The following is a 24049-nucleotide window of genomic DNA, read 5'->3' on the forward strand; positions in this document are numbered from 1 at the left end:
ACAACATATTATATCCACGGGCGTGTACAGTTGGCCTTTCTTATAATAGAAATAAGTTCTAGCTAGAAGACGGCGGTGTGATGTGTCGCAAAAATTTAAATCTCCATTTGTCGTACAGGATGGTCTCGACTCCGATGATTCCTCCGGCGCCATCTCTCTGCGAGAGGCCAGGCGTTCGGCTTATAGCCTGCCTTCAACCTGGCTATCCGGTTGCTTATTGTTTATCGCTGCCTTAACATTTAACCTCTATCGTATCGGTACGCCCAGCGTCTGGTTTGATGAGGCCTTCTCGGTTGAGTTGGCGGGCCAGCCATTGCCTCTCCTGTGGCGCCTGGTATCGACCCAGGAGCCAAATATGGGGCTTTATCATCTCTTCTTGCATGGATGGTTATCTGTAGCCAACGCGGCGGGGTTTCTTCAGACAGAGGCGGTGGTGCGCCTCCCTTCCGCGATCTTTGCCGCCCTGGGCACGGTTGTAGTCTTTCTGTTGGGACGTCGGGTGCGTAGCAATAGCGCAGGTATTGTTGCGGCGGCTCTATACCTGTTGAATGATTGGCAACTGGTGTATGCACAACAGGCACGTGCCTATAGCTTGCAGGTCTTACTGCTCTGTCTCTCCTGGTATGCCTTGCTCAGCATCCTGGCACGACCACGAGCGACGAAGTGGTATTGGATCATCTACGTTAGCACGAGCGTCCTGGCCATCTATACACACCTGTTTAGCGTGGTCATTCTGGGCACTCAGGTACTAGCGCTGGCGGTGGTATGGCTCTTTCCCGGACTTTTTGCTACAGGTGAAGCGCGTAAACACCTGCGTTCTCACATTCAGGTCTTCCTGGGATGTTTTGCCCTGGTACTTGTCTTGAGCCTGCCCATGCTCTTGTTGAGCCGGACTGCTGATAAGACCGGCTGGTTGCCGCAGGCACGTCTGAGCGACCTCCTCTACTTTTGGCATTCTGTCAGTGGCAACAGCAAGTATTATCTACTGGCTATGTTAGCGATGCTGGCGATTGCGGTAGGCCTGGTGTTCTGGAGTCGTCTCGTTGCTGGGCGCGGGCAGCGTGTGGAAGAGGTAGAGTCTCATGTCTATTACCAGACATTATGGGGTTGGCTGCTCCTGTGCTGGTTGCTGGTGCCGATTGTGAGTACTTATCTCATTTCGCAGGGTTCGATCCGTCTCTTCTCGGCACGTTACCTGATTGTTGTAGTACCTGCTCTGACTCTTGTGCTGGCTTACGTGATCGGAAACATACGCTGGCGCCTTCCACGCTTTGGCCTGGCGCTGGTGCTATTGGCTCTGGCGGTTATGGTCGTGCCCTTCTATTATCGCAGCGCACAGGTAGAGGATTGGAATAGCGCAACCGCCTGGGTGCAGGAGCATTTTCAAGACGGTGATGGCATGATCTGCTATGATAATAGTGTCCAGCAAGGGTGCCAGGTCGCTGTGGAGTACTACCTTCACGCGTATCCCGGGCCTGCCCATTTTGAGGTGGGGGCGCCTGGTGAGTTCTCCTGGGAGAATATGGGGCCAGCGCGCACCGCGGGACCCGATGAAGCTGTGGACCCAATGGCCTTGCAGACCTTCGCCTCCAGACATCAGCGCCTTATCTTTATTGTGGGACGCCTACCAGATGATGCCGCCGCCAACAAAACTAGCATAGCTTTGAACTGGTTACAGAGCCAATACCACCTTGAGTCGTCCTTTCAGAAGCGTACAGTACAGGTCTATCTCTATACAGTTCGGTAGGAGTTGTGACGGCCCATGGCCGTCGGCATGATAAGATAATACTATTGAAGTGAAAGGATTGGCTGGTGATACAGGAGAGCCCGGCCACTGGCAAGGTAGGCGTGAAGGTCAGAACAAACTATAGCCTCTCGGTGGTTATGCCTGCGCACAATGAAGAGGTCGCAATTGCAGAGACGGTGAGGCAGGTACTCGACGCCGTTACAGAGCGGGTAGAGGATTTTGAGGTGATCGTTGTCAATGACGGGAGCGTGGATCGGACGCGCGCGCTCCTGGAAGCTATGGCCGCCCAGGAGCCTCGGCTACGGATTATAAACCACGAGGTCAACCAGGGGTATGGAGCGGCCCTGGTCAGCGGTTTTGAGGCAGCAAGCAGAGACCTGGTCTTCTTTATGGATTCCGATGGCCAGTTTGATATTCATGACCTGGCTCGTTTCTTCCCTTTGATCGAGGAGTATGATGCTGTCCTGGGCTATCGCCTGGATCGCCAGGATACCTGGATGCGTAAGCTAAACGCCTGGGGTTGGAAGATGCTGGTCTCATTCGTCTTTAAGCTGGAGGTGCGGGATATCGATTGCGCCTTCAAGCTATACCGGGCACGTTTCTTTCGTGAGCAGCGCCTGGAGACGCGCGGGGCAATGATCAACACCGAGATCCTCTATAAGCTTAAGCGCGCAGGCTATACCTATACCCAGGTGGGTGTACACCACCTCCCACGGCGCGGAGGCAAGGCTACTGGTGCCAAACCGAGTGTAATTGTGCGGGCCTTCCGTGAACTCTTTACCTATGCTCGCAAATGGCGCCAGGAAGAGCAACTGGCCAGGCGCGAGCAGTAACAGGCTTGTTCCTGTGTGGTAGGATACGAGGAAGAAGGTTTTATCCCTCATAGTCCAGGAGCCAGTGATGTCTGTTTCATTTGCCGAACAATATGCGAGCCTCTTGAAAGATGTCTTTCGCGAGCAGGCGCAGCAACAACTTGCGCAGGGCGCGGATGCGCTGACATGTGCCGATATGTATGCCGAGCAGGGCAAACCTGATTTTACCCTGGCCTTTTTGCTTGCATTCGATGCTGAAGACGAGGTCAAACGCGAGATTTTAGCACGTTCATATGAGATGCGGGCCGACTTCTCGGAGGAGCAGGCCAGGAAGTTTTCCGAGGAGTTTCATCGTTCTTTCCCCCTGATCGTCCAGGAGGCGCAGAAAGATCGATCCTCCGCCCAGAAGATCCGCCAGGGGCAGAAATTGCGCCGGACCACGCACCTCAAAGCGCTGCGTATGAACCCATAATGGGCCACACAAAGAGAAAGCCGGTGCACTTGCAAGTGCACCGGCTTTCTCTTTGGGCTTCTCAGATGTCTAGGCGTTCTCGCCCTCGTCTGAGGTCTCCTCGTCCTCCTCGATTGCGTCGGGGGCTACCTCTTCAACCTCACTTATGGCTGTTGCCTCACCCTCGACCACTTCGGCCTCGGCCTTTTCCTCGTCATCGGTCTTCTTGCCGTTAGCTACAGCGACGGCGACGACCTTGTCATCTTCGGCGAGGTTCATCAGAGTAACGCCCTGAGTGGCGCGACCTGCCTGGCGGACCAGGCTCACATCGGTACGGATAACCACGCCGCTGGCCGAGATGAGCATCAGGTCGTTATCCTCTTCAGTGACCATGCGAGCCGAGGCAACCTTGCCAGTCTTCTCAGTGACCTTGGAGGTCAGCACGCCGCTACCACCACGATTGTAGACGGGATACTCATCGATGGGGGTGCGCTTGCCATAGCCGTGTTCGGTGACGACCAGCAGCTCGCCTCCAGGGATGACCGGGTTTAGGGAGACAACGCTATCGTCGTCTGCCAGGCGGATGCCGCGTACGCCGCCACTGGTGCGCGAGGCAGAGCGGAGCTGGTCAACGCCAAAGCGAATGGCATGGCCATGCGAAGTGATCAGCAAGACGTCTGCCTCGGGGCCAACGAGCTTGGCGCCAATCAGTTCATCGTCATCCTCCAGGTTCATGGCAATCAGACCTGAGCGGCGGACAACCTCGAAATCACTCATCGCGGTCTTCTTGACCTCGCCTTTCTTGGTGGCGACGACCAGGAAATCGTGAGTGTGTCCCTTGGGGACGTAGACAATAGCAGTGACGCGCTCACGCTGTTCAATCGAGATCAGATTGATCAAGTGCTCGCCACGAGCCGTGCGACTGGTATCGGGTAGCTCATATACGCGTAACTGGAAGACACGACCGCGATCCGTGAAGAAGAGCAGGCTATCATGCGTATGTGGAACGAGCAGGTGGCGAACCGTATCGTCCTCGCGTGTTGCCATGCCAGTGACGCCTCGTCCACCGCGACGCTGCGCGCGATAGGTCCCAGAAGGCAGGCGTTTGATATAGCCCTTCTCGGTCAGGGTTACCACGACCTCTTCGTTGGGAATCAGGTCCTCGTCCTTGAAGTCGCGGACCTCGCTCTCTTCGATTTCTGTGCGGCGAGCATCGCCAAACTTCTCTTTGAGTTCCTTGAGGTCCGCCATGATGATGCCGCGGATCTCGTTGATATCGCTCAGGAGCTTGTGGTAGTAGTCGATATGCTGCAAGACATCCCTGAGCTCATCCTCTACCTTCTGGTGCTGTAAGGCGGCCAGGCTGGCGAGGCGCATATCCAGCACCGCGCGTGCCTGCTCGTTTGAGAAGCCGAAGGTTTGTTGCAGTTCTTCGGCCAGGCCAGCCGTCTCGCGCCGTGAGCCGCGAATAATATTGATAACCTCATCCAGGTTATCCATGGCGATCTTCAAGCCCTCTAAGATGTGCTTGCGTGCCTCGGCCTTGCGCAGCTCAAACTGGGTACGTCTGGTGATGACCTGCTCGCGATGGGTAATGTAGTGCTGCAAAAACTTCTTGAGCGTCAGGGTTTGCGGCTGCGAGTCGACCAGGGCCAGCATGTTTGTGTTAAAAGAGCTCTGCATGGCCGTATATTTAAAGAGGGAGTTGAGAATGCTGCGTGGATTGGCGTCGCGCTTGAGTTCGACAACCATGCGCATCCCCTGGCGGTCCGACTCGTCGCGTACCTCAGAGATACCCTCAATTCTTTTATCGCGAGCCAGTTCAGCGATCTTCTTGACCAGGTCTGCCTTATTGACCTGGTAGGGAAGCTCGGTGGTGATAATGCTGGCGCGTCCGCGCTCGTTCTCTTCAATATGGGTGCGGGCGCGGATCACGATGCGACCTCGACCGTTGGCATAGGTATTGCGGATGCCTTCGCGTCCCTGAATGAGGCCACCGGTTGGGAAGTCGGGGCCGCGTACGATACGCGCCAGGTCTTCGGTCGTGGCTTCTGGATTCTCAATCAGGTGGATAATGCCATCACAGACCTCGTGGAGGTTATGAGGCGGAATATTGGTGGCCATACCTACCGCGATGCCCGTTGTACCATTGAGCAGCAGGTTGGGCAGGCGAGCTGGAAACACCAACGGCTCCTGGGTCTGGTTATCGTAGTTGGGACCGAAATCGACGGTATCCTTATCGATATCGCGTAGAAGCTCATCGGCGATAGCCGCCATTTTAGCTTCGGTATAGCGCATGGCGGCGGGTGGATCGTCGTCTTGCGAGCCAAAGTTGCCCTGACCCAGGACGAGGGGATAGCGCATCGACCAGGGCTGAGCCATACGCACCAGAGCTTCATAGACAGAGGCATCGCCATGAGGGTGGTAGCTTTTGAGCACCTCGCCCACGGTACCAGCGCATTTGCGATACGTTTTGTTGGACTGTAGCCCCATCTGCTCCATGGCATAGAGAATGCGTCGATGCACGGGTTTTAAACCATCGCGTACATCGGGGAGCGCGCGGGCTACAATGACACTCATCGAGTAGTCGAGATAGGCTCCCGTCATCTGCTCGACGATGTTGACTGTTTTGATATTGCCTAGTTGCATAAAACATCCTCACCCAGAAAAAATCAAGACATAGCCAGATGGCGATATCGGAATGAAGTGCTGGTGTATAACGACTGTGTATCAGTTGCAGCTCTTACAGGTTTAGGAGGGGATTTAGAAAATTTGATCCTGCCTACGTTTATAGTATAGCACATTTGGGGCATAGTAACGAGTTTTTGCCCTTAGGTAATGGTACGTTATTAAGTTGGATTCGTGTAGGCTTTTGGAAACAAATTTGGTATATTATGCCCTATGTTTTAGAGATATCGTGTGGTATGATTTAATGCAAGAACGGAAATTGCGGGAGAGTCATATCACCTGTAGTCACAAAGAGGGCGAGTAGTGTTGCGTCCATTAACACTGATGCCATAGGGGAGTGACGAACATTATGTCTTTGCCATTTACTGAAACGCAATGCTTCTATGTAGCAATTCTGGCATTTATCGTCATCGGGTTTCAACGCGGCTGGAAGAGGGAACTGGTCTCGCTTGTGTTTGTGCTCCTGGCCATTTTCCTGGTGCGCCCCGACAGTGGAAAATCGTTTAGCGATTTTCTGAATCGCCTTCCATCCGTCTTTGGATTTCTCGTAACAGGAAACACCACAGGAACCCCTACGACTCCGACGACGAACTTTCTCTTAGGCCCCTGGGGGCTATCATATTGTTTGCCGCGGTCGTGGGACTTGGCTACTTCATTGGGAATAAGGCATTCCCAAGGCCAGGCGCGCCAGCGGAGCGCTTTATTGGCGTTATTCCGGGGATTGTCTCGGGAGCCTTTATTATGGCCTTCCTCAGCAGTCTGATTCCTAAGGGCGCCAATGGGCAATCGTTTCTCACGGTTGCCGTCCAGACACCTGATCCTGGCAATTTTGTGCCTATTCTCTTCCTCATCGCCATCGTCGCGGTCATTGTAGCCCTGATCGCTTCACGAACCAAGAAGGCTGGTGGGGGAGCCAAAAAATAGCGGGCGTTTACGCTGTCGTACCATAATACTATAGGCTCCGCTTCAGGGCGCCTTTTAAGATCTTATTCCGAAACTCAACCCCCATTCGGGGACAAGCGCGCTCAGGGTTTTCGGATCAGAAGTAACTCGCGTTTGTGGCACGTTGCTCGGAGATGGATGCAATGAGGTGAAGAATGGCTGAAAAAATCAGGGAGAAGGCCGCTAGCGCCACAAAGCAGGATCCCTGGGCTTCTGGACGCCAGCGTTTTAACTTGCAACAATTTCGGCGCAAAGGCCGAAAAAACAAATGGACCTTTTCTGGGCAGCAGCCCGATGAAGAGGTCCGTTTGGTTGTGCGCCGTCACTGGTGGTTTCTGATCCAGCCGGGCGCGCCAGTCATTGGCCTTGCCCTCCTGCTGGTGCTCCTGCTCTGGGCCTCGACGGTCCTTCCAGGGGATACCACTCTCTGGTGGGCGATCAATGGCCTGCTCTTCCTCTGCCTGCTGGGAGTGGGAGGCTGGTTTGCCTATCGCCACCTGGTCGCCTGGTGGTATGAGACCTATATCATTACCAACAAGCGCATTATCAATGCGCGTGGTCTCTTGCAGCCTACACGCCAGCAGACGCCGCTTGAAAAGGTAGAGCAGGTAGGTACAGGCGTAGACTCGATGCTGGGCCTTTTCCTCGGCTTTGGCACGGTTCACGTCTATCTGGCGGGTGGCGACCTGGTCATGAAGGAGGTTCCCCACCCCAAGAAGGTGCGTGACGCCATCCAGGGGATCACGGACGAGATCAAGGCCAAGAAGAAACCTGAGCCCCCGATTCCGCAGGTGGAAGATCCGGCCCTGGCCAATGTGCTCAAAGAGCTGGCCAAAGGGAAGCCGGTCCCCGAGCTACAAAACGCGGATGCTGACCTGCCGCCGCTGCGAGGCGAGGAGGGACGCTTCCAGGGTCCCAGGCGCACCTTTGGTGGTGTTCTGCGCATCCCGACGGATGTGCGCTATACCTCCGGTGAGTATACCGTCAAGTATGTGCAGCGTTCACGCTATGTGCTCTGGCGTAATGAGATCATTCCCGCGGCCGTGCTCCTGGTTGTGTTGCCGCTGACTTTGCTAATGCCCTCGTTTAACCTGGTGACCGGGCCATTTCTGGGCTACTGGCTCTTCTTTATGGGCGTGGTGGTTCTGGGCTTGCTGGTCTCGATGGGCCTCATCTACATGAATTATGTCGATGATGTCTATATCCTGACCAATAAGCGTATTATTGATATCAATCGTTACTTCGTCTTCTTCTTCGAGCGGCGTATCGAGACCGAATACAAAAGCATTCGCGATGTCAAGGTCATGGTGCCCAATCTCCTTGAGCGCTTCCTGGATATTGGAAATGTCTACATTGAGACGCCGGGCAATAATCCAAACATCATCCTGGAGTCGGTTGACCATCCCTTTGTGTTGCAGGATGAGATCTCAGCTATTCGTGGACACAAAGAGAAGGTGGATAAGGCCAAAAAGGAGAATGAAGACAAGAAGAATATGGAACGCTGGTTCGGCACCATCCTCAAAACAATTGAGGATACGACCAGGAATCGTGGCGCGCCTGACTTGCGGCATAAAGACCTGCTGACCGCGATGGAATATGCCCATGAGTATGGGTTGGAGGTCTCGGTCTGGGGCGAGGCTGAGCCTACCAGCGCGATGCCGCCGGGCTATGTCTTGCATCAGAGTCCGCCGCCAGGAACCATCATGGAGGCCGGCAGTTGTATCGAGGTTGTCTTGAGCACGAGTCTGCGTACGCCTCTTGCCAACCAGGTCCAGTCCTATTAGCCATAAAGAAAGAAGAGCGCGCCCGGTTCAAGACTGGGTGCGCTCTTCTTTCTTTTAATCTATGCTCTGCGAGTGTTGAGGGATCTATGCGGGCTAGAAGTGCCACGCACTCGATATGATACGTCTGGGGGAACATATCGACAGGCTGGGCCGAGACCAGGCGATAGCGTCCACCCGTGCAGAGTGTCGCGATATCGCGTGCCAATGTGCTGGGATCGCAGGAGACGTAGCAGATGGCTCGTGGGGCCATCGTCTGGAGGGCCTGCAAGGCCTTGGGATGACAGCCGGTGCGTGGTGGATCGACCAGGGCCAGGTCGATACGCTCACGGCGATAATGAAGCTGATTGAGCACACGCTCAAGCGTTCCCTCTAGCGAGGTAATATTGTTCTGGTTATTGAGCGTAGAGCTGGCACGGGCATCCATAACCGCGCTGGGTTGGGATTCCACTGCCAGCACGCGTGCGGCACGTGTGGCCAGGAAGGTGGAGAAGAGCCCGACACCGCTATAGCCATCGAGGACGACCTCGCTACGCTGTGGTTCGAGCATGGCCAGGGCGCGCTCAACGAGAACCGCGGTCTGCGTCAGGTTTACCTGGAAGAAGGAGTCCGCTGAGACACGGAAGTGCCGGCCTAATACTACATCATTGAGAAATTCCTGACCCACAAACACACGACCATAGCGTCCACCCACGCGCTCAATGATCACGCCAACCATGGCGGGCGAGATGGCCATAAGCTCTTGCGCGAGTTGCTGGGGATCCTCAATCATCGAGCCTGGGCGAGCATGCACTGTGAGCAGTGTAGGCACGGCCTTGATGGTGTTAATGAGGCCTGGATTCCCGCTGCTCGCCTTGCCGATGGCGCCACGGATGGTAAAGCCCTGGATCATCTCGCCGCGTGTATCGCCAAAATAATCAATAATTTTCGCGCGTACCAGTTGATAGATATGGTCGAGTGCCGGGTGCAGCAGAGGGCAGGTTGGCAAATCTTGAACTTCGTGGCTATCCGTAAATTTCTGCCCAATCTCACCGCGTGGTCCAATGGTGAAGAGAGCGATATTGCGATAGTGCCAGGGAGGGAGCGTAGGTGGCATCCCGATGGTAGGATGGACCAGGGCATCAGGCTGTTTCCCAATACGCACCAGGAGCTGGCGAACAATATGGGCCTTCCAGGTGAGTTGAGCCGGGTATGCAATATGCTGCCATTGGCAGCCGCAGTCGGTCATGAGTGGATAGGCTGGTTCGACGCGCTCGGGCGCAGGGCGGATGATTTCAAGCAGCTGCGCTCGGGCATGTCCCCTGCGTTCCTCAACAATCTCGACGCGCACCCTTTCGCCTGGAATACCTCCAGGAACGAAGAGGACGCGCCCTTCATAGCGGCCTACGGCGTCGCCTCCGTAAGCAAGATCGGTCAATTCAACATCAATACTCATGTTCACCTCGGCGGTCACCTGGCGACAGTTTTGTCGCTGATGTCCGTCCCATCCTTCCAGCGTGATTTTCAGTGTAATTTCTAATGGTGCTCAATCTATTACTACGTAACCCCAGGGGAAGAGTCTCGCAAAACGAAAAGGACTCGCGGCTGAGCAGATATACTGTAACATACTCGCGAAACAAGGGCTAGTCTTGCACCTGGTCCGACTTTGTATGTAGCTGTATCAATATAGTACTGATTGGAGAATCCTTTCCTCAACCTCTTCCTCATATTGTGAGTGATCTCTTCCTTCCGCCACTGCATAGATAACTACTTCTCCGAAAACCCGGAGCGCGCTTGTCCCCGAATGGGGGTTGGGTTTCGGAATAAGATCTAAGTATTTATAACTTGAAAAGCTCAGGGCATTAGAGCGGTAGGGGGTGTTTAGGTTGACTATAGAGCCGAGTGCCAAAGCGGCTTAGCAGGACCGCACCCAGGCCAAGTAGCCCGGAGAAGAGCGAGACCAACCAGCCAATATAGGGGATTGACCCGGCCAGGGTCAGAACCGTGATACCCACTACGACCTGTACCAGACGTGTGTTATAACGATGCTGTGGCGCAAACTTATGGAAGAGCATCGCCCCGATATGCCAGCCAATAGCTACGGTGCCAAGAGCCCAGGCGGTCAGAAGCCCAACAAAGATAATAATCGCCAACGGTATAGAGACGATAAGGGCAATCAAGACCGCGAGAACGGCCGGGGCCAGGAGTACACTTAGTAATCCCAGGACCAGGCTACGACGCGTTTTGGTTGTCGCCGTCGTGCGCACCAGCATCACATGTTCTGGCAATAATACTGTGAGTAATACACTTAATACGAGCCATGTCAAGAGGGACCAGAAGCGTATATCGGGTCCCAGGTCGCTAATAACGAGGAGTCCCACACTTTTGGTGCATTCAAGGACAGAACCATGTAACTGGGATTGAGGGCCGGAGAACCAGTGCCCACCGCAGAGACGGATATCCCCGTTAACACGAGCATCGCTTTGCATGGTGACGTTGCTGCCATAGGTCGTGACCTGTCCATCCACATAACCATTGATAATAAGGTCACTGCCAAAGGCCACCACATCACCCCGTACAAGGCCCTGAATGATGATTTTTCCGCCAAACGCGGTTATATTGCTGCAAATCACCTCCCCACTATTCACGACCACGATAGAGCCAAAGAACGCTTTATGATAGGCTCCAGTACATGAGGGGGATGGAGTAGATGGCTGCGGTTGATGTTCGGCCGCGAGCGCGCGGTCAGACTCACTGTGCCAGGCTATCAGGCCACCCGCGAAGAGAAGGAGCAGGAGGAGGTAGTGGCGTGCGATGGAAACAAGGCGTGCAAAAACAGGGTTACCTACAACGTTGTGCTTCATACAGGAACTCGCACTCTCTTGATCATGCTCTTACGCGGCAGAAGATCATACTATTGATTGCTCAGGCTTCACGCGGGGGCGCATTAAATGGAACCACATCCCCAGCATGACAACGACCGCGAGTGAGGTGCCAGTGAGTAACCAGCTATTATGGGTGGTCAGATTGACGCCTTCCTGGATATACTGCACCAGGATGACCAGGACCTCTATAATACCACTCAAGGCAGACAACATGGGCGCAGCGAAGTCTGACTGAATGAGTAAGATCGCGAAGAGGAGCAGTGGCACACAGCTCAAAGCGAAAAACGTGAGGGCTGCCAGAACTGTGCCAAAGGGGCGTATACGCGAAATGCGCGAGCGCTGCTGCTGGCGGATATCTTCAAGCTGCTGGCTGACGCGAGCGCGCTGGTGAATCGCCTGCATGATCTGATCAGTAGAGACGCTGGCAAAAGCGAGCTGTGGCTCGGAGGCGTGAACTGCTTGTGCACGCTCAAGTTCCTGCTCGAAAGCGCGGCATCCCTGGCACTCGGCAAGGTGTCGTTTGAGTTCGCGTATTCTGGCTGGTTCTAGCTTGCCGTTGCGCTGAGCCTCCAGCCCTGCTCTAGCCTCGCTGCAACGCATCGGGTGAAACCTCCTCCTGCGTAACTTGCTTCTTGAGATGGCGACCTAACAACTCACGAGCGCGGTGCAGGCGAGCCTTCACGAGCGCAGGCGTTAGCTTGAGTGCTTGCGCGATCTCTTCGTAGGAGAAGTCGTACCAGTAGCGCAGCACAATCACCGCGCGATACTTGCTAGGGAGCACCTGGAGATAACTCTGGATCTCATCATGCTGTTCACCCTGTATCGCCGACTGCTCAGGACCAACATTCGCGTCCACGATCCACTCCAGGAAAGGCACATCCTCCAGGGGAAGAGCCAGGAAGCGGCGGCGGCGCAGTTGGTCAATCGCCAGGTGTGAGGCGATGGAAAGCAGCCACGTGCTAAACTTGTGCGCGGGCTTATAGGTTGCCAGCTGAGTGTAGGCGCGGACAAAGGTCTCCTGGGTGATATCCTCGGCCTCTGTCGTGTTGCCAAGCATACGATAGGCCAGGTTCTGGACCGCGTCCTTATAGCGTTCAACCAGGGAGGCAAAGATGTTCTGATCGCCCTGGAGAACGAGTGAGACAATCTGCAAGTCGCTCAGCGTCTCCGCCTGAGGCGACGCCCAGGCCTGGCTTGCGCTAGTCTGGCTGCTACCAGCGACGCTCTGTGCGCCTGCTGGATTGAGTGCTCCGGTTTTATGTGTTCTATGTGAAGTTGTTTTGGGTGCCGCGACTGAACCGATATTTCCCAACACGTGGGAAGCGTTCACCGTCGAATCTAACATTGGTCACCGCCCACTACTTGCGTTCTAAACAATACAATCAACAGGTAAGGTTACGAAATAAGCATTGCCACTTTAAACTCTACGAGCGATGTCTAAAAAAGTTGTAATCTTTTAAGCGCAGTGTAACATGACTGAGCCATCGTGACAAGTAGGAACCACTATCATGACATACTATGACGCATTATTTTATGAAATTTCCTTCATTTCAAGAGAGTTTCGCCTGCTCGTATTGTGCTTACACTTCTATATTTCGGCAAACACTTTTTCATTTTTATGGCTCAGGCATCCTCGAAGTTTAGCCTCGCTATATATGTAAACGCAAAAACTTCGTTTCATCAAATGAAAACAGTAGGCTGAGGGCAGTTTATTTCGCAAGTTTGCCACTCGGTATAGGCAGGCAAAGTCAGGGTGTGGTGGGAGACTGGCAGAGCCAGCCTCTCACCACACCCTGACCATTTACATTGATTGCGAAGGATTTCTCATTGGCGATATCTCCCAGGATGGGGTTTTCGCTGGGAGATCCTGGGATGGAAGAGGGGCGCTTGTAGGTAGTTGCGATTTGGGTGCGCCAATCGCGTGAACTATCGGCGCAACCTCTGGCATGTTCGCGCATGATGGCGGCAATTTGAAGCCTTGACCAGCTCGATAGCGTACGATGGCCTCGCCCAGGTCGATAAGCGCGTTGTGCAAGATGTCCAGGCGTCTCTTCGCCAGGCCCAGGCTTGTCAGGCGGTCGGCCAGGAGATTCAAGCTGCTGGCAAGGCTCCAAAGCACGCCGCGCTGTAATTGTGCGCGGGCGCGTAGATTCCCATTTGCCAGGCTCGTTTGAACCGCTTTAAGGTGGGCTATGCCCTCTTCGAGTTCCTTGTTGCGTTCCGCGATGTGGTGGGCCTGCTCTTCAATTTGTTGCAAGGAAGCGGCCTGCAACTGTGAGAGACGCTCATTCTCGTGAATGGTTAGAATCTGACGCACTAGCACCAGGCAGATGACAACAATGGTCGCGAGCATAAGCACAAAGCGAATGTGTGCTTGAGCCGGGTCAGAAGAATTCACATTGAGGATCAGCACTATGAACAGGATGAAGATAAGGGTATAAGGGAGTAACTGAACCGGGCGAAAGCCTATGTAGGTAACGCGATTTTGTCGCCGCGCCTCCAGCGTTTCCTGTGCTGTTCGGGGGAGATTACAACGCAGATAGGCGGCTAAGCCAATCGTGAGCATGCCCAGAGGCCAGCCCAGGTCAACCCATGTGCCATCGACATAGGTTCCCGCGTTTTGCTGCAGGTTAAAGATAAAGTCCGATGTAGCGAACAGGCAGAGACCCAGCCCAAGAGCAAACAGGCTAAACCTGCGCGCCGTTGCCTGGTAGACCTGGCTGTGCCCACGCATCAGTAAGAAGATCACGCAACTGAGAAGGGAGACATCAGCGGCTGGATAATACAGGCTGATGAACTTCGCCAGGCTTGTCGTGGCTGGTGATTGCGCGATGGCTCCGAGCAGAAGGTACCAGCTAATAGCGAGCAATGCGCCCATTGCAATAAGGCTATCCAGCGCGACCAGTGTTCGCTCTAACCTGCCTTTAGCATTTGGTTGCAGCACGAGACCGATAAAGCAAAGCGCTGGAAAGAACATATAGCCCGCGTCGGCCAACGATGGGAAGGGGGGATCGCCGATAGCGGAATAGTAGCGCCAGAAGCTTTCTCCCAGCCCCCACATGGCCTGTGCGAGGCAGACGAGTATCCAGCCTGCCTTCTCATATCCTATCCAGGCTTCGGAGCGCTCGGCAGAGATATTAAGGGCGCTTTTGCGGATAGAGAAGAATGTCAGACAACTTCCTACGATTGCTCCCAGTAAAGGGGTGAACTTGTACAGGCTGACCCCTGGGGAAGCGTTTTCGCCAATATGTAAAAGGATGGTGAGCGCTATAATCAGTTCCAGTCCGATGATAGCTGTGACTGTCCTACGTAACGACATGCTATTTGTCTCCTTGTTCATCGCAAACTGCGTGTGTGATACCTGGGGCTGTGTGCGTATGCATCAAAGGCAAGGGCCTGACATACTCATATGTGGATGACCGTAAGTACGGTGAGACCACACATGACTATTCCAATGCCGAGCTTTTGATTGGCCATCAGCCTCTCACCCAGGACCAGAACTCCAAATAAGACGGAAATTAAAGAGTAATTAGAGGAGATAGCGGCAATCATGCCAGGTTTAATGGTTTGGGCCGCTATGCCAAAGGTAACGATCGCCAGGCATTCCAGGATGCCAGCTCCTATGGCGAATAGGATGCCGGCAGGTTTATGGAAAAGCGTGTTCACGCTCATAAAAAGGGTCCTGCCCTCTTTGCTGAATGGGTAGCGCACGAGTAAGAGTATCGTGAGCGTGAATGAACTAAAGACAAAGGTGAGGAATACGGGTGTGAACCAGCCGTGAAGCGGCGAGGAGGCTCCGATGCTGATATCCACCAGTCCAAAGGCGATGGGCGTGATGCAGGCCCAGCGAACGCCCTTCCCGGCGAGTAGCGCTTCGGGCTTTTTCTTGAGGAGCAAATGTATGTTCCGTATGTTGACCGAGGCAAGGAACACCCCAATGATAATGGCCCCAATGGCGAATCCATCAAATAAGGTAATATGCTCTTGCAGGAAGAGAGTCGAAAGAAGTAAGGTAAAGACCGCACTGGTAGAAGAGAGCGGGCTTGTGATCGCGATTGGGCCAAGCTCTAGAGAGCGGTACAAAGCAAGGTAGCCTATGACAGTGAGTACGCCTGTGCCCGCGCCGATGAGGAGATCCGATGCTGAGATGGCAAAGGTATGAGATGGGTAATGCCAGAAGAGAATAGCCAGGGTAAAAATCAAGGTAAGCAAGCCGCTGAAATGAGAAATAATGGTAGTGGTAAAGGTGGTTAAACGTCTCGTGGACAGCGTTGCGATGGAATCCGCTATGCCCCATAGAAGAGCGACCCCTCCTCCAAGCGCAATTCCTATAAGCTGCATATTATATTTTCTCCTTTTACTGCATCTGTTCTCTCTAAGTGGTTTGGTCGCTAAATCCAGGGGAGATGCAGGAGGGTCTCCCTCCTGCCGGAGTGTGGGGTGTCCCCACAAATCTTTCTCTCTCTTACTTAGCGACTGTACCACTAAGGCTTGCTGTAGATGAGCCTTTATACCGGTGTAGTGGAAAATTGAGAATAGACGCTTCGCTGCATATTCTCCCCATATGTGCATTGTCGCGAAGTGAAGGCATAAAGTCTTCCACGGCTAACAAGGCATTTTTATTTCAATATTTTCATGCATATGGGCGGCGCAAACGGGAAAAAGACATGCTTAGCACCAGGTGCGCTTCAGCTATAAAAGCTCCAGCTAAACCAGGAAATATTGGTATCGATCTTCCCCCTCAGCATACTCTTATTTCCTGCTAGACTTGCCTGGCGGTATTATCTATTTAATCGGCAGTAGTGTCCCTAGTTTGTGTTGAACTTGAGCAGCATGTATATGCCATAGCTGTTATATAGCAAAAAATATGTACTTCTATGTACCTATTTTATAGAAACGTATTGATTAGTTAAAAATAACATATAGTTTGACAAAAATTTCTAAGTAACGTTGCGCTTTTAAAGCCGACTATGCATGAGGATAATATGTTGTTGCTCACGCCTGTAAATTAAGGTTTGTTGAATCTGCTCACTCTCCACCTGTTCAATAGGAGCAGAGATCTACTTGAAGGATTATCGCGGTGCTGAGGCCAGGCGGGAGCACACAAACTACTCTCCCATTGGGGATTTGAACCTGCCGAGTAAAAGGAAAAGGAGCAAGAACAAGGATAAATAGCGAGCTTAGCCAAATAATCGATTTTACTAGGACAGGAGATTGGTATGTCTCCTGTCCACAAGAACAACCTATTTTAAGGCGCATACCGTTTGAGGGCCTCAGCGTTATCAGCTTTCGTCTGAGCACGTTGTTCAGGTGTCACGCAGACTGTATCACCGACAAACGACTCACGCCACACATAGCCGGCGCGGCAAGAAGCTTCTCCATATGCCCCTTGCGGATTGACGCGATACTGAGCCTGAATGTTGTCCGCCTTCGCCTGAGCGCGTTGTTCAGGTGTCACACAGACATGGTCACCTTCAAACGCTTCGCGCCATACATAGCCCGAAGCGCACGTATCGGGTCCATATGGGCCGACTGTGGCCTTGAGTGTTGCCGCGTAGCTTGAGGGATGACTAAAAATCCCCATGATCAGTAACAGACTTGCCAAACCAATGAGTGAAGTCAAACAACGTTTGAACACCTTGTCCCTCTCTTTCTCTTAGGGAACTCTTTTGAAACTCAACATCGCTTGAAAGAAGGTTCCACCAGTTGCAGTGCGTTTTCAACTAGCGTGGTCTGTCTCTACGTAACCCTCTCTCAGGACGGATGCTTTTCTCTCCCCTCAGAACGAATAGATTGTTTCCAATGTTTCGGCTGTGATAAAGGACAAGGAGATTCAATTTCATTGGAGCGCTCTGACTTCTCTCGAATGGACAATATGTTAATTGCTTTCTGACCCGCTATAATAAAGCATTGCACGATACGCTTTTTGGTTATGTACTAGCTTTTGTAAATATAGTTTTGAACTAACTGCGATTAGTCGAAGCAATGCCAGTTTCTCGCGTTTATGGTATTCTTTGAGGAAGACACCCCCAGACTTGCAAAAGTGGGGGTGTCTTTTTATAGCTTGCCATTGGTGCCGATGGCTGGGATCTATTCGACTTATTTGTGAGTGTTTGTTGTTGTCTTCCCGGTGCTTGAAATCTGGCTTTGATATTTCTGGGTGCTGATGACTTCTTGTATAAGTTTGTGTGTGTCGCTGGACTATAGATATGCTGGTGTAATCGCTTATAGGCTTTATGGCTTACTGTACATGCTTTTGCCATTGTTCATGCTTCTGTGCCTCGTCTTCGTCGCGAAAAGCCAGCTCAATGTAAAGATCTTCATCGCTCTGTTTGAGATGGGTATGTATAGTGACAGAAAGTAGGAGGCTCTTGCTATTAAGCACGACGAGACAGGCTCGAGGTGTCGGAGGCGTACAGCGCGCATATTCGCAAAAAAACAGCAATAAATGATAAATAATGTGGAAGGGCTGCTTTTCACGATTCAGAAGGCGCTGCCGCTGATGCCAGATAGCGCATCGATAATTGTAGATGCATCCATCATTGCCAGCAAAGGGTTGCCAGAAAAGAAGTAACCTACCAAAACGACGCTGGTTTGCTCAACCAACATGGCAACGTTTAGCCTGGAGATGAAGGACCAATGGAAGAAATGATGAAGAAAATTTTCTCTGTGGAGGAGCAAAGAAATGGCTGAGAGTAGGTTGATTGCGCTGGTGTTTGACGGTGAGCAGGAAGCGGAACAGCTGTGGCTGCGGACTCAAGAATTAAAGAGAAGTGGTCTCATTCCACCTGGGGATGCAGCGATAGTTATCATCCGGCTGGATAGCCAGGTCATCGTGCAAGAAGTGGTAGATCCCACAGATGGAGACGCTTTTAACGCCCAAACATGGGAATATGTCATCAAAACGCTGCTCTCTGGGTGGGGTAAGGGCATTGATGATTGGTTTGTCCAGCAGGTGAAGCAACACCTTCTTCCAGGGACATCCGCTCTCTTTCTCTTGGTAGATCCGTCCAAGGCTCAAGATGTCGTTCACGCTTTAAGCGGTTACCCAGGTAACCGCTTCTACAGCGCGCTGTCAACAGAAGATAAGGCAAGGATTAGAGCGGCTGCTGGGCAGGCATAGTCGTCGATGAGCAAAGCAAGGCTGACAATCACCGAGTGCTGGGGTTCGCCTCATGATGAGGCACGTCTCCTCAGGTGGCGGGCGAATCGGCAAAGAGAAAGCTGCCTGTAAAGAGACTTCACAATCGGTTTCGTTGGGGGAGATGGGAGAGTTGAAGTCCACGCCGCGAGAAACTAGGCGCTCTTCTGATGCGGTTGCATTGGCTTGTTAAGCGGAAGGAGATTTTATTTTGTCCATTGGTGGTGACTCAAATGTATATGATCTCAACCTCTAGGATGTCAAAACGGATGTCAGAATTTCTAATGTATGGCTTGCTGTGTGATTGCAGTTCTTTCTGTTTGGTGGAGGTGGTGTATGAAAAATTTTTATGATGGGCGTGTTCTCTCTTTTGCAGAACGCCAAGAAGCTGCTCGAAGGGCGTTGTTGGAGTGGGTCGGGTGACGTGTCTATTCTGCTGGCCCTCAATACATCGGCTATGCCTTGTTCAGTCAGTGGATGCCCGGGGGTGGGTAACGCTTCTGTTTAACACGGCCGAGGGTCCTACAATCTATCCGGCGAGAGTGCGTGTGGATGTGCTGGGTGAGACGGTCACAATTGTTGATGACTAGACATCAAACTAACTGATTACTCTGTGTAGCTCAGGTGGCGGAGCACTGTCAGTGCGCGGAGTTGCAATCGCGTACAGAAGTCACTGGTTCGAGTCCAGTCGCGGGGTCCTCACTTTTTCCCATACTTTGTCTCTACACCCAGTACGCTGCTCGCAGTATGGGTTAAGTATCCATGTTTCACTGAACTCGTGTCCTGTGATGCCCTGCGTCACCGAGCGACAGGCTACACCACAGATTGTTGGCTTTCCGCAGATGACACAGGGAAGTTCTTTATCAAATGTAAGTTCAACACAGATCTCATCCATATCTTTCCCTTTCTTTCTTTTAGGATATGAACCAGGGAAAGGTGATCCTACTTGACCTCATGGTGCAACGGCTAGCATAGGAGACTTTCAATCTCCTGACGAGGGTTCGATTTCCTTTGAGGCTATTAGTGTGCTGTAACGCTCGGCAGTGCCTGCGAGGTGGAGCAGTGGAGTGGCGGACCTGAGGGCGGCGGTTGTGCGCGGCGGTGGGGCAGGGGTCCCCGCCGCGTACAACCGCTCCGGGTCCTTTCCTTGAACGTGGCGGCGAGCTGTTCAAGCTGGCGCGCGAAATGGGCCATAGCACCGTCAAGGTGACGGAGATCTACCTGAAGGATTACCGCAGTGCTGAGGCCAGGCGAGAGCACACAAACTACTCCCCTATTGGTGATTTGAACTTGCCAAGTAGAAGGAAAAGGGGCAAGAACAGGGACAAATAGCGCGGTTAGCCAAATAATCGATTTTTCCTAGGACAGGGGATTGGTATGTCTCCTGTCCTAGAAGTGCTTTTCTAACCCTGGGGATTTCCCAAAAAATGACAAAAAAAGAGAGCCTTCTGGCTCTTTCGTGGGAATTTGTGTTTTTGCTGAGACCGCTTGAGAAGCGGATTTGTGAGAGAGGTAGGGCGAGAGGGACTCGAACCCTCACGGCCTCTCAGCCTGGGGATTTTAAGTCCCCTGCGTCTACCATTTCGCCATCGCCCCGTGTGTGCCACGATAATAGCACGTTCAGCGGCTTTAGTCAATCATATTTTGGTTCTTTCCTGCAGTGATAGACGCAACACATCATGCGAAACCCCCGCTTTACCTCTTGACCTGGAGCGCGCTCCAGGTTGTACAGTTCCCTCTGTTCCCCTTCTCTCGACTGGCATTTTCCTGACAAGGGAGCCAATTGGGGAACATTACTTCTGATTAGACCTGATCGCAGGGCTTCTCGAATGCTTCCCTTTCGAGAACGCTGGCGCTCACCCTGTTTCGTCTTTTCATATGTACAAAGGAAATGAAGAGTGATAATACTCAAAGTATCTACGCGCTTCCCTCTTCTGGAGGCGTTTCGCTCCCGCTCGTTTGCGCTGATCTGGACAGGCCAAAGTATCTCACGCCTGGGGGATGGCGCATTTAATATGGCTCTTGCCTGGCAGATACTCCTCATGACCCACTCTGGAACCGCTATGGGAATAGTGCTTGCCGCAACAAGTCTTCCTCAAGTGTTTTTTTTGCTCCTGGGTGGCGTTGTTGCTGATCGCTTTTCACGCATACGTATTCTGCTCTGGTCTGATGGAGTTCGAGCGTTTGCTGTTCTCCTGATCGCTGTTCTTGGCTGGCTTCACGTCCTTCAATTGTGGCATCTCCTTGGCCTGGGCCTCTTCGGGATCGCCAAAGGCTTTTTCTTTCCAGCCTATCAAGCTCTTCCACCTCAACTGGTCGAGCGTGACGTACTTCGCTCAGCCAATTCTCTCAATGGCTTGAGCCGTCAGATCGGTGATGTGATTGGCCCTATGGTTGGGGCAGCTTGTGTCACGTTAGCTGGCCCTATGGCCGCCTTTACCCTGAACGGTTTCTCGTTTCTTCTCTCTGCCGCTTGTATACTCATTACTCTATCTTGGCAGCCACTCGCGACCCGTCAACGCCTGAGCCGAGTGGAGACCCAGAAACAGGAGGACATACAAACCACATCTTCTGCCAAGAAAAGGATGCTTTGGAACGACACCCACGAAGGATTCGGGTATGTCATGGCTTCTTCCTGGCTCTGGATCTCCATTGCCATTGCTGCGTTGGGCAACATTAGTATCGACGCTATGGATATTTCCCTTCCCAAGCTCGTTCAAGATACATATCATGCAGGTGTCTGGCTCGTCGGAACCGCCGGGACAGCTAATGCCCTTGGCGCTATTGTGGGATCCATTATTATTGGGCAACGACGCCAACTTCGTCGCCGAGGGATACTTGCGTATCTCAGTCTGCTCTTGACCGGCGGGAGCACTATGGCCATTGGTTTTCCATGGCCGACTGTTTGGTTCCCCTGGGCTGCCTGTGGCTGTAGTGTCTTCATTGGTCTGGGTCTGGGAACCTTCGGGGTCATTTGGGTCACCGTGTTACAAGAACTGGTGCCTGAAGAAAAACAAGGACGCGTTTTCAGTATTGATGCATTGGGCTCCTCCTGTCTTCTTCCTATTGGCCTGTCTCTGGCAGGTCTGGCGACCGACCGATTTGGACCTTCCTGGATGTTTCTGGTTGGAGGTGGCGTCTTGTTCCTCCTGACTGCTTCAGGCCTTCTGGTTCGTGGTGTACGTCAGTTGGATTAACTCTCTTTCCAGGCAGATGTTGCAGAAAAAGTCTGGGCATCACTTGACGTGGAGTATACTCCAGGTTGTATAGTTCCACCATGAACACAGAACTCTCTATCCAACAGGTGGCCCAACAGACAGGTTTAAGTATCGATACCTTGCGCTATTATGAGCGCATTGGTTTGCTTGAACCTGTCAATCGGGCGTCAAGCGGGCATCGTCGGTATACTCAGAAAGATATTGAGTGGATTGGTTTGCTCATCCGGTTACGCAAGACAGGCATGCCCATCGCACAAATGATCCAATTTGCCCATTTACGCCGTCAAGGACCACAGACCACCACTGAACGCCGTGTCTTCCTGGAAAATCATCAGCGTGCCCTAGAAGAGCAAATGCGACAAATGGAGCAACATATGGAGGCACTCCAGCAGAAAATTATCCGATACAAAGAGCGGGAAATGCTCCTTAGCGCATCGTTGACTCCAGTTCTGGAAACATAAGGGAACACGAGCGAGCATCCACCTGCCTTTAGCGGACAACTCGTGGCATATAGCCAGGAAAAAAAGAAAGGATGGATGTATTCATGACCATGCATTATGGCATCACTGTTCCGCAAGGCTGGCGGATGGATCTGGTTGGCATCCATGATCCTCTTGAGGCATATGAGATGATGACACGCGTCGCCCAAACTGCTGAAAGGCTCGCCTATCATTCCATAGCGTCTGAAAGCATACGAACAGGCAGGCGCACCAGAGATTATTCTCTTCTTCTGGGATCCTCCATCTTCGTATGCTCCCATTCGATCCTGAAAGGATATCTATCACGTGAGCACCAATCAATCTTTTCGTATTGTCCATAGTAATGATATTCATGGACGCATTGACGGTCTCGCCCGTATGGTGACCCTTGTGAAACAGCTCCGTGCTGAATATGCCCCCTTTCCCGTGCTCTATCTTGATGGCGGAGATGTCGAGGACTCCTCCGTTCGTCTGAGCAACCTGACAAAAGGTCGAGCGATGCACCAGCTGCTGCACGTTGCTGGGTGCGACGCTGCAGCTGTGGGTAATGGTGGTATTTTGCATTATGGCTATCAGGTTCTTCCTGCCTATCGCGCAGCCTCTTGTTTCCCCCAGTTGCTCGCAAATCTTCGTTTGCCGGATGGCTCCATTCCCCCAGGAGGGCAAGCCACAGCTCTCCTCCAAGTTGGTGCAATACACCTGGGAATAATCGGCCTTTCAGAGAATCTGCATCAATTCTATACAACCCTCTATGGAATGCAGGAGCGCTCTCCAGTGCCGCTTGTTCGCGAGTTGGCAACGCAACTTCGCCAGGAGGGGGCCGATTGTGTGATCCTCCTCTCACATATGGGTCTGGGAAATGATCGTATGCTGGCCGAGCAATTGCAAGACGAGATTCCCCTGATTATCGGCGCCCATACACATGATGTACTCATGGGAGGGGAGCATGTCGGTGATGTGTTCATTGTCCAGACGGGGGCATATGCACAATACCTTGGGTGCCTTGATCTGCACTGGGATGGATCTCGCCTCCAAATCAAACAGGTACAAATGCTGCCGATCACTGAGGCCCTCCCACCTGCCCCTGAGATATATGCAGAGGTGACGCGTATCGAGGAAGAGATGGCTCAGACACAAAGCGAAGAGATGCGTGAGATACTGGCAGAACTTGCCGAGCCGCTCACCTTTGCCGAGGATCGCGAATGTGGGACGGCAAATCTCATGGCAGATATGTTACGAGCACGCATGAACGCTGATGTCGCTGTCATCACGTCGGGGGCCGCCTTCTCCGCTCCACTTGATGCAGGTCCTCTCACACGTGAGCGTCTCTACGAAGTCTGCTCCTCTCCTGCCAACCCGGGTGTGGTTACGATGACAGGAGTGCAATTAAGTACCATGATTGCCTATGGCGTGAATCCAGAGACGGCTGCTCGGCGTCCACGTCCGTTCCATGGACAGGTACAGGGATTCCTTCATCTCAGTGGCGCAACCATAGAGAAGGGAACGATCCTGGTCGCCGGTGCGCCACTCCATCTTAGTAAGACCTATCGTGTTGCTGGATCTGACTGGGAGCTTGGTCCATATGGCGGCTATGCCAAACCGGAGTGGAATCTTCATCCCACCTATGAGATGCCAACCATTCTGCGCGAAGCTCTTGCGGACTACTTACGCAATCAGAAAACACCAATAACACTCCTCATGGGACGACTTGGGTCCCTACGTGACTGAAAGGGCACCTTCTGAGAAGTAGTGAGGGGGGGATACATCTTTTTGCATCAGGCAATGGTGCATGTGAGGGATCAGCTAAGGCGATGTGCCGCCCACTCTCTACCCCAGAGCAGCACATGCTGCTTCATCGAGAGAAGTGTATCAGAAATCTGAAACGCTGTTCAAACAAGCGAACTCCCTAATTGCTTTAGAAGAGCC

Annotated in this window: 18 protein-coding genes, 3 tRNA genes and 1 pseudogene; 12 read left to right on the forward strand and 10 right to left on the reverse strand. The window is 52.7% G+C overall.

The window, feature by feature from the left end:
* Positions 1-82: 82 nt before the first annotated feature.
* The 3 genes from JMJ04_RS12490 to JMJ04_RS12500 all read left to right on the forward strand — a co-directional run bounded on the left by JMJ04_RS12490 (position 83) and on the right by JMJ04_RS12500 (position 3031).
* On the forward strand, positions 83-1747 hold the full coding sequence (locus tag JMJ04_RS12490) for a glycosyltransferase family 39 protein (RefSeq protein WP_201370809.1): 1665 nt from the start codon (positions 83-85) through the stop codon (positions 1745-1747).
* A gap of 65 nt (positions 1748-1812) precedes the next feature.
* Complete coding sequence (locus JMJ04_RS12495; protein ID WP_236038000.1) at positions 1813-2580, forward strand: glycosyltransferase family 2 protein; 768 nt, start codon at positions 1813-1815, stop codon at positions 2578-2580.
* 67 nt (positions 2581-2647) lie between these two features.
* The gene (locus JMJ04_RS12500; protein WP_201370810.1) at positions 2648-3031 is read left to right on the forward strand and encodes a hypothetical protein; all 384 of its coding nucleotides are present in this window, start codon (positions 2648-2650) and stop codon (positions 3029-3031) included.
* Positions 3032-3100: 69 nt separating this feature from the next.
* On the opposite strand, the gene gyrA is transcribed toward JMJ04_RS12500, so the two are convergent.
* Complete coding sequence (gyrA, locus tag JMJ04_RS12505; protein ID WP_201370811.1) at positions 3101-5659, reverse strand: DNA gyrase subunit A; 2559 nt, start codon at positions 5657-5659, stop codon at positions 3101-3103.
* Between the two features lie 660 nt (positions 5660-6319).
* Between gyrA and JMJ04_RS12510 the strand changes: the two genes are divergently transcribed.
* Both JMJ04_RS12510 and JMJ04_RS12515 read left to right on the forward strand, forming a co-directional pair.
* Positions 6320-6622, forward strand: a complete 303-nt coding sequence (locus JMJ04_RS12510) for a hypothetical protein (protein WP_201370812.1) — start codon at positions 6320-6322, stop codon at positions 6620-6622.
* 173 nt (positions 6623-6795) lie between these two features.
* On the forward strand, positions 6796-8424 hold the full coding sequence (locus tag JMJ04_RS12515; RefSeq protein ID WP_201370813.1) for a PH domain-containing protein: 1629 nt from the start codon (positions 6796-6798) through the stop codon (positions 8422-8424).
* Here JMJ04_RS12515 and rlmD read toward each other — a convergent pair.
* The 7 genes from rlmD to JMJ04_RS12550 all read right to left on the reverse strand — a co-directional run bounded on the left by rlmD (position 8342) and on the right by JMJ04_RS12550 (position 16908).
* The gene (gene rlmD / locus JMJ04_RS12520) at positions 8342-9856 is read right to left on the reverse strand and encodes a 23S rRNA (uracil(1939)-C(5))-methyltransferase RlmD (protein ID WP_201370814.1); all 1515 of its coding nucleotides are present in this window, start codon (positions 9854-9856) and stop codon (positions 8342-8344) included. The genes JMJ04_RS12515 and rlmD overlap by 83 nt on opposite strands.
* A gap of 406 nt (positions 9857-10262) precedes the next feature.
* Positions 10263-11264, reverse strand: a complete 1002-nt coding sequence (locus JMJ04_RS12525; RefSeq protein ID WP_201370815.1) for a DUF8173 domain-containing protein — start codon at positions 11262-11264, stop codon at positions 10263-10265.
* Between the two features lie 45 nt (positions 11265-11309).
* Positions 11310-11885 (reverse strand): acyl-[ACP]--phospholipid O-acyltransferase, encoded by a 576-nt coding sequence (locus JMJ04_RS12530; protein WP_201370816.1) that lies wholly within the window; start codon positions 11883-11885, stop codon positions 11310-11312.
* Positions 11866-12630, reverse strand: a complete 765-nt coding sequence (locus tag JMJ04_RS12535) for a sigma-70 family RNA polymerase sigma factor (RefSeq protein ID WP_201370817.1) — start codon at positions 12628-12630, stop codon at positions 11866-11868. Before JMJ04_RS12535 ends, JMJ04_RS12530 begins: the two co-directional genes overlap by 20 nt.
* Positions 12631-13086: 456 nt before the next feature.
* Complete coding sequence (locus tag JMJ04_RS12540; RefSeq protein ID WP_201370818.1) at positions 13087-14604, reverse strand: hypothetical protein; 1518 nt, start codon at positions 14602-14604, stop codon at positions 13087-13089.
* Between the two features lie 86 nt (positions 14605-14690).
* Positions 14691-15626, reverse strand: a complete 936-nt coding sequence (locus JMJ04_RS12545) for an EamA family transporter (protein ID WP_201370819.1) — start codon at positions 15624-15626, stop codon at positions 14691-14693.
* Positions 15627-16533: 907 nt separating this feature from the next.
* Positions 16534-16908, reverse strand: a complete 375-nt coding sequence (locus JMJ04_RS12550) for a hypothetical protein (protein ID WP_201370820.1) — start codon at positions 16906-16908, stop codon at positions 16534-16536.
* 834 nt (positions 16909-17742) lie between these two features.
* On the opposite strand from JMJ04_RS12550, the pseudogene JMJ04_RS48665 reads away from it, so the two are divergent.
* The 4 genes and pseudogenes from JMJ04_RS48665 to JMJ04_RS12565 all read left to right on the forward strand — a co-directional run.
* A pseudogene (locus JMJ04_RS48665) lies at positions 17743-17847 on the forward strand (oxidoreductase); the annotation flags it as partial.
* A gap of 123 nt (positions 17848-17970) precedes the next feature.
* Positions 17971-18408, forward strand: a complete 438-nt coding sequence (locus tag JMJ04_RS12555) for a DUF1269 domain-containing protein (protein ID WP_201370821.1) — start codon at positions 17971-17973, stop codon at positions 18406-18408.
* A gap of 627 nt (positions 18409-19035) precedes the next feature.
* Positions 19036-19123, forward strand: a tRNA-OTHER gene (locus JMJ04_RS12560).
* A 251-nt stretch (positions 19124-19374) separates the two neighbouring features.
* Positions 19375-19446 (forward strand) — tRNA-Glu (locus JMJ04_RS12565).
* Here the strand turns inward: JMJ04_RS12565 and JMJ04_RS12570 are convergent.
* The gene (locus JMJ04_RS12570) at positions 19447-19686 is read right to left on the reverse strand and encodes a hypothetical protein (protein WP_201370822.1); all 240 of its coding nucleotides are present in this window, start codon (positions 19684-19686) and stop codon (positions 19447-19449) included.
* A 253-nt stretch (positions 19687-19939) separates the two neighbouring features.
* Positions 19940-20022: transfer RNA gene (locus tag JMJ04_RS12575), tRNA-Leu, on the reverse strand.
* 302 nt (positions 20023-20324) lie between these two features.
* Between JMJ04_RS12575 and JMJ04_RS12580 the strand changes: the two genes are divergently transcribed.
* The 3 genes from JMJ04_RS12580 to JMJ04_RS12590 all read left to right on the forward strand — a co-directional run bounded on the left by JMJ04_RS12580 (position 20325) and on the right by JMJ04_RS12590 (position 23851).
* Complete coding sequence (locus tag JMJ04_RS12580) at positions 20325-21623, forward strand: MFS transporter (protein WP_201370823.1); 1299 nt, start codon at positions 20325-20327, stop codon at positions 21621-21623.
* Positions 21624-21703: 80 nt separating this feature from the next.
* Positions 21704-22105: a MerR family transcriptional regulator gene (locus tag JMJ04_RS12585; protein ID WP_201370824.1), complete on the forward strand. Its 402-nt coding sequence runs from the start codon at positions 21704-21706 to the stop codon at positions 22103-22105.
* Positions 22106-22429: 324 nt separating this feature from the next.
* Positions 22430-23851: a bifunctional metallophosphatase/5'-nucleotidase gene (locus tag JMJ04_RS12590; protein WP_201370825.1), complete on the forward strand. Its 1422-nt coding sequence runs from the start codon at positions 22430-22432 to the stop codon at positions 23849-23851.
* Positions 23852-24049 lie beyond the last annotated feature (198 nt).

It is taken from the genome of Ktedonobacter robiniae, assembly GCF_016587375.1.
Classification (GTDB): domain Bacteria; phylum Chloroflexota; class Ktedonobacteria; order Ktedonobacterales; family Ktedonobacteraceae; genus Ktedonobacter; species Ktedonobacter robiniae.

Excerpts from the sequence above, each read along its gene's own strand:
- JMJ04_RS12515 (WP_201370813.1), top strand. The coding sequence starts at position 6,796 with ATGGCTGAAAAAATCAGGGAGAAGGCCGCTAGCGCCACAAAGCAGGAT.
- JMJ04_RS12535 (WP_201370817.1), bottom strand. The coding sequence starts at position 12,630 with ATGTTAGATTCGACGGTGAACGCTTCCCACGTGTTGGGAAATATCGGT.
- JMJ04_RS12555 (WP_201370821.1), top strand. The coding sequence starts at position 17,971 with ATGGCTGAGAGTAGGTTGATTGCGCTGGTGTTTGACGGTGAGCAGGAA.
- JMJ04_RS12500 (WP_201370810.1), top strand. The coding sequence starts at position 2,648 with ATGTCTGTTTCATTTGCCGAACAATATGCGAGCCTCTTGAAAGATGTC.
- gyrA (WP_201370811.1), bottom strand. The coding sequence starts at position 5,659 with ATGCAACTAGGCAATATCAAAACAGTCAACATCGTCGAGCAGATGACG.
- JMJ04_RS12545 (WP_201370819.1), bottom strand. The coding sequence starts at position 15,626 with ATGCAGCTTATAGGAATTGCGCTTGGAGGAGGGGTCGCTCTTCTATGG.
- JMJ04_RS12540 (WP_201370818.1), bottom strand. The coding sequence starts at position 14,604 with ATGTCGTTACGTAGGACAGTCACAGCTATCATCGGACTGGAACTGATT.
- rlmD (WP_201370814.1), bottom strand. The coding sequence starts at position 9,856 with ATGAGTATTGATGTTGAATTGACCGATCTTGCTTACGGAGGCGACGCC.
- JMJ04_RS12585 (WP_201370824.1), top strand. The coding sequence starts at position 21,704 with ATGAACACAGAACTCTCTATCCAACAGGTGGCCCAACAGACAGGTTTA.
- JMJ04_RS12530 (WP_201370816.1), bottom strand. The coding sequence starts at position 11,885 with ATGCGTTGCAGCGAGGCTAGAGCAGGGCTGGAGGCTCAGCGCAACGGC.
- JMJ04_RS12525 (WP_201370815.1), bottom strand. The coding sequence starts at position 11,264 with ATGAAGCACAACGTTGTAGGTAACCCTGTTTTTGCACGCCTTGTTTCC.